This is a genomic window from Streptomyces sp. CGMCC 4.7035, from assembly GCF_031583065.1.
GTDB lineage: Bacteria > Actinomycetota > Actinomycetes > Streptomycetales > Streptomycetaceae > Streptomyces > Streptomyces yaanensis.
Genome location: NZ_CP134053.1, coordinates 4,576,930 through 4,590,301, shown reverse-complemented (window position 1 = coordinate 4,590,301; position 13,372 = coordinate 4,576,930). Strand labels below are relative to the sequence as shown.

At 70.3% G+C, this 13,372-nt stretch carries 11 protein-coding genes; 9 read left to right on the top strand and 2 right to left on the bottom strand.

Features of this window, described 5'->3' with window-relative positions; all coding sequences use genetic code 11:
- Positions 1 to 20 precede the first annotated feature (20 nt).
- Positions 21 to 3,038 carry an alpha-mannosidase gene (locus Q2K21_RS19720; RefSeq protein ID WP_310772730.1) on the top strand — a complete coding sequence of 1,006 codons (3,018 nt, stop codon included), beginning with the start codon at positions 21 to 23 and terminating at the stop codon, positions 3,036 to 3,038.
- A gap of 27 nt (positions 3,039 to 3,065) precedes the next feature.
- Here the strand turns inward: Q2K21_RS19720 and Q2K21_RS19715 are convergent, their stop codons facing one another.
- A complete protein-coding gene (locus tag Q2K21_RS19715; protein WP_310772728.1) occupies positions 3,066 to 3,767 on the bottom strand; it encodes a FadR/GntR family transcriptional regulator in 702 nt (233 codons plus the stop codon).
- A 164-nt stretch (positions 3,768 to 3,931) separates the two neighbouring features.
- On the opposite strand from Q2K21_RS19715, the gene Q2K21_RS19710 reads away from it, so the two are divergent.
- The 8 genes from Q2K21_RS19710 (at position 3,932) to Q2K21_RS19675 (ending at position 11,919) form a co-directional block, all read left to right on the top strand.
- The gene (locus Q2K21_RS19710; RefSeq protein WP_310772726.1) at positions 3,932 to 5,002 is read left to right on the top strand and encodes a sugar ABC transporter substrate-binding protein; all 1,071 of its coding nucleotides are present in this window, start codon (positions 3,932 to 3,934) and stop codon (positions 5,000 to 5,002) included.
- Positions 4,999 to 6,582 (top strand): sugar ABC transporter ATP-binding protein, encoded by a 1,584-nt coding sequence (locus tag Q2K21_RS19705; protein ID WP_310772724.1) that lies wholly within the window; start codon positions 4,999 to 5,001, stop codon positions 6,580 to 6,582. The genes Q2K21_RS19710 and Q2K21_RS19705 overlap by 4 nt, the downstream gene beginning before the upstream one ends.
- Positions 6,575 to 7,600: an ABC transporter permease gene (locus tag Q2K21_RS19700; protein WP_310772722.1), complete on the top strand. Its 1,026-nt coding sequence runs from the start codon at positions 6,575 to 6,577 to the stop codon at positions 7,598 to 7,600. The genes Q2K21_RS19705 and Q2K21_RS19700 overlap by 8 nt, the downstream gene beginning before the upstream one ends.
- 87 nt (positions 7,601 to 7,687) lie before the next feature.
- Entirely contained in the window at positions 7,688 to 9,028 is a 1,341-nt protein-coding gene (locus Q2K21_RS19695) for an L-fuconate dehydratase (protein WP_310772720.1), read from the top strand.
- Positions 9,025 to 9,780 carry an SDR family NAD(P)-dependent oxidoreductase gene (locus tag Q2K21_RS19690; protein ID WP_310772718.1) on the top strand — a complete coding sequence of 252 codons (756 nt, stop codon included), beginning with the start codon at positions 9,025 to 9,027 and terminating at the stop codon, positions 9,778 to 9,780. Before Q2K21_RS19695 ends, Q2K21_RS19690 begins: the two co-directional genes overlap by 4 nt.
- Positions 9,777 to 10,772: an aldo/keto reductase gene (locus Q2K21_RS19685; RefSeq protein ID WP_310772716.1), complete on the top strand. Its 996-nt coding sequence runs from the start codon at positions 9,777 to 9,779 to the stop codon at positions 10,770 to 10,772. Before Q2K21_RS19690 ends, Q2K21_RS19685 begins: the two co-directional genes overlap by 4 nt.
- Complete coding sequence (locus tag Q2K21_RS19680; RefSeq protein ID WP_310772714.1) at positions 10,769 to 11,083, top strand: L-rhamnose mutarotase; 315 nt, start codon at positions 10,769 to 10,771, stop codon at positions 11,081 to 11,083. The genes Q2K21_RS19685 and Q2K21_RS19680 overlap by 4 nt, the downstream gene beginning before the upstream one ends.
- Positions 11,080 to 11,919 carry an amidohydrolase family protein gene (locus Q2K21_RS19675; protein WP_310772712.1) on the top strand — a complete coding sequence of 280 codons (840 nt, stop codon included), beginning with the start codon at positions 11,080 to 11,082 and terminating at the stop codon, positions 11,917 to 11,919. The genes Q2K21_RS19680 and Q2K21_RS19675 overlap by 4 nt, the downstream gene beginning before the upstream one ends.
- Here the strand turns inward: Q2K21_RS19675 and Q2K21_RS19670 are convergent.
- A complete protein-coding gene (locus Q2K21_RS19670; RefSeq protein WP_310772710.1) occupies positions 11,907 to 13,331 on the bottom strand; it encodes a lipase maturation factor family protein in 1,425 nt (474 codons plus the stop codon). The two genes, Q2K21_RS19675 and Q2K21_RS19670, sit on opposite strands and share 13 nt — an antisense overlap.
- Positions 13,332 to 13,372: the final 41 nt, after the last annotated feature.

The window sequence follows — 13,372 nt, the reverse complement described above, 5'->3', positions numbered from 1 at the left end:
CTCACCCCACGGAGCACCTCATGCATGACGACCGCACCCTGGTCGAAGCCCGCCTCAAGCGCGTCCTCGACGAGCGCATCCGCCCCGCCGTGTACCCCGAGTCCGTGCCGCTTCAGGTGGCGGTGTGGCACGCGCCCGGCGAGCCCGTGCCGGTCGCCGAAGGGCTGGCCGCGCCGGTCGAACCGCTCGCGGTGGGCGCGCGCTGGGGTGCTCCGTGGGGCACCAGCTGGTTCCGGGTCACCGGGACCGTCCCGGAGTCCTGGGCCGGGAAGACGGTCGAGGCCCTGCTGGACCTCGGCTTCGACGAGAACATGCCCGGGTTCCAGTGCGAGGGCCTGGTCTACCGCCCCGACGGCACCCCGGTGAAGGGGCTCAACCCGCGCAACCAGTGGGTGCGGATCGGCTCCCCCGTCGAGGGCGGCGAGCAGGTGGAGCTGCGCATCGAGGCGGCGTCCAACCCGGTCATCCTGGACTACCACCCCTTCCTGCCCACCCAGCTCGGCGACAAGGAGACCGCGGGCAGCGAACCCCAGTACCGGCTGGAGCGCATGGACCTCGCCGTCTTCGACGAGACCGTGTGGCAGCTCGTCCTCGACCTGGAGGTGCTCGGCGAGCTGATGGCCGAGCTGCCGGTGGAGTCGGCGCGGCGCTGGGACATCCTGCGCGCGGTGGAGCGGGCCCTGGACGCGGTCGATCTCCAGGACGTGGGCGGGTCGGCGGAACGGGCCCGTGCGCACCTGACCGAAGTGCTGGCGGTGCCCGCCGCCCCCTCCGCCCACCGCATCAGCGCCGTCGGGCACGCGCACATCGACTCGGCGTGGCTGTGGCCGTTGCGCGAGACGGTGCGCAAGGTGGCCCGTACGACGTCCAACATGACCGCGCTCATCGAGGACGAGCCGGAGTTCGTCTTCGCCATGTCGCAGGCCCAGCAGTGGGCGTGGGTGAAGGAGCACCGGCCCGAGGTGTGGGCGCGGGTGAAGAAGGCGGTGGCCGAGGGCCGGTTCGTGCCGACGGGCGGCATGTGGGTGGAGTCGGACACCAACATGCCGGGCTCGGAGGCGATGGCCCGTCAGTTCGTGCACGGCAAGCGGTTCTTCCTCGACGAGTTCGGTATCGAGAACGACGAGGCATGGCTGCCCGACACGTTCGGGTTCGCCGCCGGGCTGCCGCAGATCATCAAGGCGGCGGGCGCCAAGTGGCTGCTCACCCAGAAGATCTCGTGGTCGCAGACCAACAAGTTCCCGCACCACACCTTCCTGTGGGAGGGCATCGACGGCACGCGGATCTTCACCCACTTCCCGCCCGTCGACACGTACAACTGCTCGATGAAGGGCAGTGAAATCGCCCACGCGGCACGCAACTTCAAGGACAAGGGGGTGGCCAGGCACTCGCTCGCGCCGACCGGTTGGGGCGACGGAGGTGGTGGCACGACGCGGGAGATGGTCGCCAAGGCGGCGCGCCTCAAGAACCTGGAGGGCTCCGCGACGGTGGTGTGGGAGACACCGGAGGAGTTCTTCAAGAAGGCGGAGGAGGAGTATCCCCACCCGCCCGTCTGGGTCGGCGAGCTGTACCTGGAACTGCACCGCGCCACGCTGACGAGCCAGGCGAAGACCAAGCAGGGCAACCGGCGCAGTGAACACCTGCTGCGGGAGGCGGAACTGTGGGCGGCCACGGCGGCCGTACGGGCCGGGTTCCCTTACCCGTACGAGGAGTTGGACCGCATCTGGAAGACGGTGCTGCTCCACCAGTTCCACGACATCCTGCCCGGCTCGTCGATCGCGTGGGTGCACCGGGAGGCCCGGGCGACGTACGAGCGGATCACCGGCGAGCTGAACGGCATCATCGAGGCGGCGCAGCGGGCGCTCGCAGGCGAGGGGACCGTGCCGCTGGTGTTCAACGCGGCGCCGCACGGCCGCGCCGGGATCGCGGCGGGCGGCGCGGGCATCCCGGCCGTCGCGGACGAGGTGTCGCTCACCGAACGCGCCGACGGCGGTTTCGTGCTGCACAACGGACGGCTGCGGGTGGAGATCGACGCCCGGGGACTGGTCGTCTCCGCGTACGACCTCGACGCCGACCGCGAGACGATCGCACCGGGACGCGCCGCGAACCTGCTCCAGCTCCACCCCGACTTCCCGAACATGTGGGACGCGTGGGACGTGGACGCGTTCTACCGGAACACGGTGACGGACCTGACGGACGCCGAGGAGGTCGTGCCCGGTGAGGACGGCGTGTCGGTGCGTGTCGTGCGGTCCTTCGGCGCGTCGCGCGTCACCCAGGTGCTGTCGCTGGCAGCGGGGGAGCGGCGGCTGGAGATCGACACGGAGGTCGACTGGCACGAGACGGAGAAGTTCCTGAAGCTGGCATTCCCGCTGGACGTGCACGCCGAACGCTATGCGTCCGAGACGCAGTTCGGGCACTTCCACCGGCCGACGCACACCAACACGTCCTGGGAGGCAGCCAAGTTCGAGGCGTGCAACCACCGTTTCCTGCACATGGAGGAGCCGGGCTGGGGAGTGGCGGTGGTGAACGACTCGACGTACGGCCACGACGTGACGCGTACGGTACGGGAGACGGATTCCGGGACGACCACCACGGTCCGCGCGTCGCTGCTGCGCGCCCCCCGCTTCCCCGACCCGGAGACCGACCAGGGCATCCACCGCTTCCGGCACGCGCTGGTGCCGGGAGCGACGATCGGGGACGCGGTGCGCGAGGGCTGGCGCATCAATGTGCCGGAGCGCCGGCTGGCCGGCGGCAGCGAGGTGGCGCCGCTGGTGACCGTGGCGGAGGACGCGGTCGTAGTGACAGCGGTGAAGCTCGCCGACGACGGCAGCGGTGACGTGGTCGTACGCTTCCACGAGTCCCGCGGCGGCCGTACGAAGGCCACGCTCACCGCGGGCTTCGAGGTCGCGGCCGTCGCGGCGACGGACCTGCTGGAGCGACCGCTGACGGACGCGCCCGCACCGCGACATGAGGGCGACCGAGTCACGCTGCGCCTGCGCCCGTTCGAACTGGTGACGCTGCGGCTGCGGCGCGCGTGACGCACGCGCGGGCCCAGCTCGTGCCCCCTACGGCGTGAGCTGGGCCCGCAGCCACTCCTCCACCTCGCCCACGTGTGCGGCGGCCGCCGCCCGTGCCGCCTCGGGATCGTGGGCGACCAGGGCGCGGTGGATCGCCGCGTGTTCGCGGCGGGTGCGGGCGAAGGCGCCCTCCTCCTGGTAGCCGCGCCAGACACGGGCGCGGAACGTGCGGGAGGAGAGGCCCTCCAGGATCGCCGCCATCGTCTCGTTGCCCGCGGCGGCCGCGATCTCGCGGTGGAAGGCGAGGTCGTGCGCGAGGATCTCCTCCGGGTCGTCCGTCGCGTTCATCGCCGTCAAGTGCTTCTCCACCTCGGCGAGCTGGTCGTCCGTGATGCGGGCCGCCGCGAGCGCGGTCGCCGTCGACTCCAGGATGCGGCGCACCTCCAGCAGCTCGACCAGGCGTGGTCCACGCGAGAGGTCGGCCACCACGCCGAAGGTCTCCAGAAGGTCCCCCGCCTGGAGTTGCGTGACGTAGATGCCCGAACCGTGCCGGGCCTCCAGCACCCCGAGGACGGTGAGTGCGCGGATCGCCTCCCGCATCGAGCTGCGGGAGATGCCGAGCTGCGCCGCCAGGTCGCGTTCCGTCGGCAGGCGCTGGCCAGGCTCCAGCCGGCCCTCGGTGATCATCCCCTTGATCTGCTCGATGGCGCGCTGCGTCACGGTGCCCTTGTTCGGGGCTGTCTCCTCCACGCCACTCCTCCACTCACCGGGTGCGTCGCAGTCTAATCACCAAGGTGGTCCGACCACTATGACCCGCGGACGGGAAAATGTGCCGTCGGAGGGTGTTCCAGCGGTGGAGTGGTCTGATAAGTATGCGGGCATCCGCTCGAACGCGCTCGACGAGGAGCTGTCAGATGCCCGGCAGAACACTGAGGAAGCGGAACAGGTTTCGGATCACCGGCGCGGCGGCCCTCGCCGTCGGCGCCTCGCTTGTGCTCGCCGCGTGCGGCAGCACCAAGGACACCGGCGCCTCCAGCGCCAAAGGCGGCGGCACCGGCCAGGTCGGGGTGATCCTGCCCCTGCTGACCTCGCCCTTCTGGCAGTCGTACAACGACTACGTGCCCAAGATGGCGAAGTCCGAAGGCGTCGACGCCCTCAAGACCGTCAACTCCAACAGTGACCCCTCACAGCAGATCACCGACATCAACAACGAGCTCAACCAGGGCGTGAAGGGTCTCGTCGTCGCGCCGCTCGACAGCGCCGCGATCCAGGCCGGGCTCGACCAGGCCGAACGCAAGGGCGTCCCGGTGGTCGCCGTCGACGTCGCGCCCGACAAGGGCAAGGTGGCGATGGTCGTCCGGGCCAACAACGTCGCCTACGGCGAGAAGGCCTGCGACTACCTCGGCGAGCACATCACCAGCGGCAAGGTCGTGCAGATCATGGGAGATCTCGCCTCCGTCAACGGCCGGGACCGCTCCGAGGCGTTCCGCTCCTGCGTCAAGAAGAAGTTCCCGAAGCTGAAGGTCCTGGAGATCCCCGCCAAATGGGAGTCCGACACCGCGGCCTCCAAGCTCGACACGCTCCTCAACGCCAACCCCGACATCAAGGGCATCTACATGCAGGCCGGCGGTGTCTACCTCGCGCCCACACTGCAGACCCTGAAGTCCAAGAGCATGCTCAAGACGGCGGGGCAGAGCGGCCACATCGTCATCGTCTCCAACGACGGCATCCCGCAGGAGTACGACGCCATCCGCAAGGGCGAGATCGACGCGACCGTCTCGCAGCCCGCCGACGCGTACGCCAAGTACGGCATGTACTACATCAAGGCGGCGATGCAGGGAAAGACGTTCAAGCCCGGCCCCACCGACCACGACTCCGAGATCGTCAAGCTGCCCAGCGGCATCCTGGAGGACCAGCTGCCCGCCCCGCTGGTCACCAAGGACAACGTCGACGACCCCAAGCTCTGGGGCAACACGGTCAAATGAGCACACCACTGGTCGAGGCGCGGGGCATCGTCAAACGGTACGGCCCCACCGTCGCCCTCCAAGACGGACAGCTCACCGTGCTCCCCGGCGAGTCCCACGCCCTCGTCGGCCGCAACGGCGCCGGCAAGTCCACCCTCGTCAACGTCCTCACCGGGCTCCAGGCCCCCGACGAGGGCACGATCCGCTTCGACGGCGAGCCCGCGCCCCCGCTCGCCGACCGCGACGCCTGGCGCCGCAAGGTCGCCTGCGTGTTCCAGACGCCGACCCTCGTTCCCGAGCTCACAGTCGCCGAGAACCTCTTCCTTGCCGAGATCCACGCTGCCAAATCAACCAGGCGCAGTCTCAGGTCGGGCCGGGGGTCCGGGGGTTGTCCCCCGGATGAACACAGCATCAACCGGCAGCCGATCGGCCGGGGCGGGTTCATCAGCTGGCGCAAGCTGAAAGCGGAGGCCGCAGAGGTCCTCGGCACCTGGGACGTGCACGTCGACCCGGACGCCCGTACCGCCGACCTCAAGGTCGAGGACCGCCAGATGGTGGAGATCGCCCGGGCGCTCGGCTTCGGCGCCCGCTTCATCGTCCTCGACGAGCCGACAGCCCAGCTCGACAACCGCGAGATCGAGCGGCTCTTCACCCGGATGCGGGCGCTCCAGGAATCCGGTGTCACCTTCCTGTTCATCTCGCACCACCTCCAGGAGGTCTACGAGGTCTGCCAGACCGTCACGGTCCTGCGCGACGCCCGCTGGATCACCACCGCCCCGGTCGCCGACCTTCCCCGCGCGGCCCTGGTGGAGGCCATGGCGGGGGAGGCCGTCGCCGAGTACACGGTGAACGCGCGGGACGCGGCGGCCGTCGAGGCGCCGGTCGCCCTCGAAGCGCACGGGCTCACCTCGGAGTCGTACGAGAACATCGGCCTCACCGTCCGCCACGGCGAGGTCGTCGGACTCGCCGGCTCCAGCGGCAGCGGCAAGGTCGAACTCGCCGAGTCGCTGGCCGGACTGCACACTCCGACCGGCGGCACGGCGCGGCTCGACGGCAAGCCGCTCCCCTTCGGCGACGTCCAGGCCGCGCTCAAGGCGGGCGTCGGCTGCGTCCCCCGCGACCGGCACGAGCAGGGCCTCGTCTCCGGCATGTCCATCGGCGACAACACCACGATGAGCGTCCTGAACCGCCTCGGCCGGTACGGGTTCATCGGCACCCAGCGCAAACGCGGCTTCGCCGCCGATCTGATCGAGCGTCTGGACATCCACGCCGAGGGCCCCGACCAGTCCGTCTCCGACCTCTCCGGAGGCAACGCGCAGAAGGTCGTCATGGCCCGGGCCCTGGCCTCCGCCCCGCGGCTGCTCGTCCTGATCAACCCCACCGCGGGTGTCGACGTGAAGTCCAAGGAGTCGCTGCTGGCCCGTATGGACAGCGCCCGTGAGGACGGCACCGCCGTACTCGTCGTCTCCGACGAACTCGACGACCTGCGGCGCTGCGACCGCGTCCTCGTCCTCTACCACGGCCGGATCGTCGCCGAGTACCCGGCGGGCTGGCACGACCACGAGCTGATCGCCTCCATCGAAGGAGTGGACCATGGCTGACACCAAGGCCCCGCCGCTCATGCCCGTCCCGGTCCCCGACGCCCGTTCGGCCAGGACCGTGCTGCTGCGCCGGGCCCGCGAACTGGCTCTGGTACCGGCCCTGTTGCTGCTGATGGTGCTGGGCGCGTTCGTCAACGACTCGTTCCTCACCGAGCGCAACATCATCTCGATCCTGGGCGCCTCCGCTGCCCTGGCGATGGTCGTTCTCGCCGAGTCGCTCGTCCTGATCACCGGCAAGTTCGATCTGTCCCTGGAGTCGGTGGTCGGTATCGCGCCGGCCGTGGGCGCCCTGCTCGTACTGCCCTCCGCCCAGTCCGGCTGGGGGACCGAACTGCCCGCCGCGCTCGCCCTGATCGCGGTCCTCGTCGTCGGCGCGGCGATCGGCGCCTTCAACGGCGTCCTCGTGGTGAAGTTCAAGCTGAACGCCTTCATCGTCACCCTCGCGATGCTGATCGTCCTGCGCGGTCTGCTGGTCGGCGCGACCAAGGGCAAGACGCTGTTCGGGATGCCCGACGCGTTCTTCACCCTGGCCACCACGACCTTCCTGCGGGTGCCGCTGTCCGTGTGGCTGGCGGCGTTCGCCTTCGCGGTCACCGGTCTCGTCCTGCGCTATCACCGCGTCGGCCGCGCCTTGTACGCGATCGGCGGCAACCCGGACGCGGCCCGGGCGGCGGGCATCCGCGTCGAACGCGTGATGCTCGGCGTGTTCGTCGTCGCGGGCTGCCTCGCCTCCGTGGGCGGGATCATGCAGACCGGGTACGTCGGTGCGATCAGCGCCAACCAGGGCCAGAACATGATCTTCACCGTGTTCGCGGCGGCGGTCATCGGCGGCATCAGCCTGGACGGCGGCAAGGGCACCATGTTCGGCGCCCTGACCGGTGTCCTGCTGCTGGGTGTCGTACAGAACCTGCTCACCCTCGCCCAGGTGCCGTCGTTCTGGATTCAGGCCATTTACGGCGGAATCATCCTGGTCGCCCTGATGATCGCACGGGTGACGACGGGCCGTGCCCAGGACTGACGCTCCTCGTTGTCGTACAGCGCCGTACGACGTACGACCTCATGTACGACCCGCACGACCTTTGTGCCCCGGACCGAGAGGCCTCCTGTGTCCCCAACTGCCGCCCGTATCACTGCGGTCGACACCTTCGACATCCGCTTCCCCACCTCGCGCGAGCTCGACGGCTCCGACGCGATGAACCCGGACCCCGATTACTCGGCCGCCTACCTCGTACTCCGTACGGACGCCGCCGACGGGCTGGAGGGGCACGGGTTCACCTTCACCATCGGGCGGGGCAACGAGGTACAGGCCGCCGCGATCGAGGCGCTGCGCGGACACGTGGTCGGCAGGAGCGTCGAGGAGGTGTGCGACGACCCGGGGCTGGTCTTCCACGACCTGATCGGCGACAGCCAACTGCGCTGGCTGGGGCCGGAGAAGGGCGTGATGCACATGGCGATCGGCGCGGTCGTCAACGCCGTGTGGGACCTGGCCGCCAAGCGCGCCGGGAAGCCGCTGTGGCGGCTGCTCGCCGAGGCCGACCCCGAGTGGCTGGTCCGCCAGATCGACTTCCGCTACATCACCGACGCGCTCAACCCCGATGAGGCCCTCGACCTGCTGCGGCGCGGCAGGGAAGGGGCGGAGGAGCGCACCTCCCGGCTGCTGGCCCAGGGCTTCCCCGCCTACACCACCTCGGTCGGCTGGCTCGGCTACAGCGACGAGAAGCTCACCCGGCTGGCCGCACAGGCCGTCGCCGACGGCTTCCGGCAGATCAAGCTGAAGGTCGGCGCGGACCTCGACGACGACGTGCGCCGCTGCCGGGTCGCCCGCGCCGTCGTCGGCCCGGACATCCGCATCGCCATCGACGCCAACCAGCGCTGGAACGTCGACGAGGCGATCACCTGGACGAAGGCGCTCGCCGAGTTCGAGCCGTACTGGATCGAGGAGCCGACCAGCCCGGACGACATCCTCGGCCATGCGGCGATCCGCAGGGCCGTCGCCCCGGTCAAGGTCGCCACCGGCGAACACGTACAGAACCGGATCGTGTTCAAACAGCTCCTCCAGGCCGGCGCCATCGACATCCTCCAGATCGACGCGGCCCGCGTGGGCGGCGTCAACGAGAACCTCGCGATCCTGCTGCTGGCCGCCAAGTACGGCGTGCCGGTCTGCCCGCACGCGGGCGGGGTCGGGCTGTGCGAACTCGTCCAGCACCTGTCGATGTTCGACTTCGTCGCGCTCTCGGGCACGACCGACGACCGGGTCATCGAATACGTCCACCACCTGCATGAGCACTTCCTCGAACCGGTGGCGATCCGGGAGGGCCACTACACGGCACCCACCGCACCGGGCTTCTCGGCCGCCATGCGGCCCGAGTCCATCGCGCGATACACGTTCCCCGGCGGCACCTTCTGGGCCGCCGACCTCGACCGCAAGAAGGGGAAGGCGGCATGAGCGACTTCGAGGGCCTCAGGGCCCTGGTGACCGGCGGCGCCTCCGGCATCGGACGGGCCACCGCGGAACTGCTGGCGGAGCGCGGCGCCCAGGTGGCCGTCCTGGACCTCGACCCGTCGTCGGTGGAGAAGCCGCTGCTCGCCTATCGGGCCGACGTGACCGACGACGCGTCCGTACGCACGGCCGTGGCCGCCGCCGTCACCGACCTCGGCGGCCTGGACGTACTGGTCAACAACGCGGGCATCGGAGCCCAGGGCACGGTGGAGGACAACGAGGACGAGGAGTGGCGGCGGGTGCTCGACGTCAACGTCCTGGGCGTGGTCCGTACGGCCCGTGCGGCGCTGCCCCATCTGCGCGTGTCGGCGCACGCGGCGATCGTGAACACGTGCTCGATCGCCGCCACGGCCGGGCTGCCACGGAGGGCGCTCTACAGCGCCAGCAAGGGCGCCGTCCTCTCCCTGACCCTCGCCATGGCCGCCGACCATGTCCGCGAAGGCATCCGCGTCAACTGCGTCAACCCCGGCACGGCCGACACCCCTTGGATCGGGCGCCTCCTCGACGCGGTCGACGACCCCGTAGCCGAACGTGCCGCCCTTGAGGCCCGCCAGCCCACCGGGCGCCTGGTCACGCCCGCCGAAGTCGCCGGAGCCATCGCCTACTTGGCGAGCCCCCTGTCCGGCGCGACCACCGGGACCGCCCTCGCCGTGGACGGCGGGGTGCAGGGCCTCAGGCTGCGACCGGTGGGCCAGTGAGCGCCCTCGGCAGGAGCGGCGTCCAGGTCGGCGAGCTGGCCTTCGGCGCCGCCGGCATCGGCAACCTCTACACCGAGGTGAGCGAGGAGCAGGCGTACGAGGCGGTGCAGGCCGCCTGGGGGAGCGGGATCCGCTCCTTCGACACGGCCCCGCACTACGGCCTCGGCCTCTCCGAACGCCGCCTCGGCGCGGCCCTGCGCGAGCACCCCCGCACCGCGTACACGGTCTCCACCAAGGTGGGCCGCCTGCTGGAGCCCACAGACCCCGACGGCGCTGCCGGTGACGACCTGGCGAACGGCTTCGCCGTACCCGCCACCCACCGCCGTGTCTGGGACTTCAGCGCGGCCGGCGTACGGCGCAGCCTGGAGGCAAGCCTCGAACGGCTGGGCCTCGACCGCGTCGACGTCGTCTACCTCCACGACCCGGACGACCACGCCGAGCAGGCCTTCCGTGAGGGCTACCCGGCCCTGGAGAAGCTGCGCTCCGAGGGTCTGGTGGGCGCGATCGGGGCGGGCATGAACCAGGCCGAGATGCTCACCCGGTTCGTCCGCGAGACGGATGTCGACGTGGTGCTGTGCGCGGGCCGGTACACCCTGCTCGACCAGCACGCCCTGACCGAACTGCTGCCGGCCGCCGTCGAGCGCGGCGTGTCGGTCGTCATCGGCGGCGCCTTCAACTCCGGTCTGCTGGCCGACCCACGGCCGGGCGCGACATTCAACTACGGGACAGCGCCGCAGGAGTTGCTCGACCGCGCGCTGCGGCTCAAGGAGACCGCGGAACGGCACGGCACCACGCTTCGGGCGGCGGCACTGGCGTTCTGCTCCGCCCATCCGGCCGTGGCGAGCGTGCTCGTGGGCGCGCGCTCGGCGGCCGAAGTGCTCGACTGCGCCGGGCAGTTCGCGACGACCGTACCGACCGCGTTCTGGCAGGAACTGCGGAACGCGGCCCTGCTTCCACCCGACGCCCCCGTCCCGGCCGAGGAGCCGTCATGAGAGTCGCCCTGCACACCAAGGTCCGCGCCGACCGCGTCGAGGAGTACGAGGCCGCCCACCGAGAGGTGCCCAAGGAGCTGACCGAGGCGATCCGGGCCGCCGGAACCGCGTCCTGGACGATCTGGCGCAGTGGTTCGGACCTCTTCCACGTGCTGGAGTGCGAGGACTACCCGCGCCTGCTGGCCGAGCTGGAGAAACTGCCGGTCAATGTGGCCTGGCAGGCCCGTATGGCGGACCTGCTCGACGTCGTGCACGACTACTCGTCCGAGGGCGCGGACGCGGGTCTGCCCGTGGTGTGGGAGCTGCCGTGACCGTTGACGCCCACCACCACGTGTGGGACCTCACCGTCCGCGACCAGGACTGGATCACCGGCCCCGAACTCCGGCCCATCCGCCGGAACTTCACTCTCGTGGACTTGGAGGGTGAGGCGCGTGCGGTCGGCGTCGACCGGACGGTGCTCGTACAGACGATCACGGTGGCCGAGGAAACCCCGGAGTTCCTGGCGCTCGCGGAGGAGAACGACATCGTCGCGGGGGTCGTCGGCTGGACCGATCTGACGAGCCCGGACGTGGCGGACGCGCTGGCCCGGCTGCGTGAGCTGCCGGGCGGCTCTTACCTGCGCGGCATCCGCCACCAGGTGCAGGGCGAACCGGACCCGGAGTGGCTGCTGCGCCCCGACGTACGCCGTGGCCTGGCCGCCGTGGGCGAGGCCGGCCTCGTCTACGACCTGCTGGTCCTGCCGCACCAGCTCCCCGCGTCCGTCAAGGCGGCCGCGTCCTTGCCCGAACTCACCTTCGTCCTTGATCACTTGGGTAAGCCGCCGATCGCCTCCGGCACGCTCGAACCCTGGGCGTCGCAGGTCCGGGCGCTCGCCGCCCTGCCCAACACGGTCTGCAAGCTGTCGGGCATGGTGACCGAGGCGGACTGGGAGAACTGGCGGGTCGCCGACCTGCGGCCGTACGCGGACACCGTCCTGGAGGCCTTTGGTCCGGACCGGCTGATGTTCGGCTCCGACTGGCCCGTGTGCACGCTGGCCTCCACCTACGCCGAGGTGCGGGACGTGGCGCACGCGCTGACCCCGGACCTTGGCGATCACGAACGCGCACAGATCCTGGAGGGCACCGCCGCACGTGTCTACCGCCTCTGAGTCACCGGAGTGGCCAGTCGCGTCGGCGGCATGAATTCCCGTACATATGTGCGTTCCCACCACGCCCCCGTCTCCCGCAGCTCGCGCCACGTCGTGAACCGGTAGTGATACAGGTCGGCCCGTACGTAGCGGGGCGGCGCGTCCGGAGGGAACGGGGAGCGGCGCAGGAGTCGCAGCGTGTCGCGGTCGTTCTCCAGGAGGCGTTCGACCAGGCCGCCGAACCAGGAGGCCGCGTACGCGGGGGAGAGCCCCGCGAACCACATCAGCCAGTCGAGCCGCAGATGGTACGGGGCGAACTGGCGCGGCCGGCGACGTGGATCACCCGGTTTGCCCTTGAACTCGTACTCCCGCCAGTCGGAGTCCTCCCGCGGTACGTCGTCCGCCGTGCCCTCGATCACGACCTCGTACCTCGCGCGACTGATACTGCCGAACGCGCCGTACGTGTTGACCAGGTGCAGCGGGTCGAAGGAGCGGTTCATGACCTGGCGGCGGGAGACCATGTTGCGTACGGGCTGGTAGCTGAGGGCGACCAGACCCGCACCGACGGCCAGGACCACGACCTCGTACCACAGCGGCGGCCCCGGCACCTTCGCAGCCGTGGTGGGGAACTCGACCGCCGACAGGGCCAGCACGATCGTGATCCAGTTCAGCCAGGAGAAGTTGCCGGACAGGACCAGCCACAGCTGGGTCGCGATCATCAGGGACGCGGCGGCCGTCGCGATCGGCTGGGGCGTGAACAGCAGGACGGGCACGACCAGTTGCGTGAAGTGGTTGGCCGCCACCTCCACCCGGTGCAGTGGCGCCGGCAAATGGTGGAAGAACCAGCTCAGCGGGCCCGGCATCGGCTGCGTCTCGTGGTGGTAGTACAGACACGTCAACTGCCGCCAGCAGGCGTCCCCGCGCATCTTGATCAGCCCGGCGCCGAACTCGACGCGGAACAGGATCCAGCGCAGCAGGAACAGCACGACGATCGGCGGAGCGACCTCGTCGTTGCCCAGGAAGACGGCCAGGAAGCCGACTTCCAGCAGCAGCGACTCCCAGCCGAACGAGTACCAGGTCTGGCCGACGTTGACGATCGACAGATACAGGGCCCATGGGATCAGCCAGAGCACCATCCCCGCCCACAGCGGCACATGGGAGTCGACGCCGGCGATCAGCGCCACCGACACCACGCACCCCGCCCACGACCAGGCGGCGAAGAAGCGGTCCGAGTAGTGGAAGTGGAAGACGCTGGGCGCCTGCTTGAAGGACACCCGGGACACGTAACGCGGCACCGGCAGCATTCCGCGCTCCCCGAGCAACGCACGGAACTGCAGTGCCGCGGTCAGGAAGGCGACCAGATACACGACGGCCAGAGCCCGCTGGAAGACCAGCCGGCTCAGCCAGTAGTCCGGTGCGACGAACCAGTCCACGGCGACCGCTCCTCTCCCTCCAGTGTGACGCCCCGCCCCGT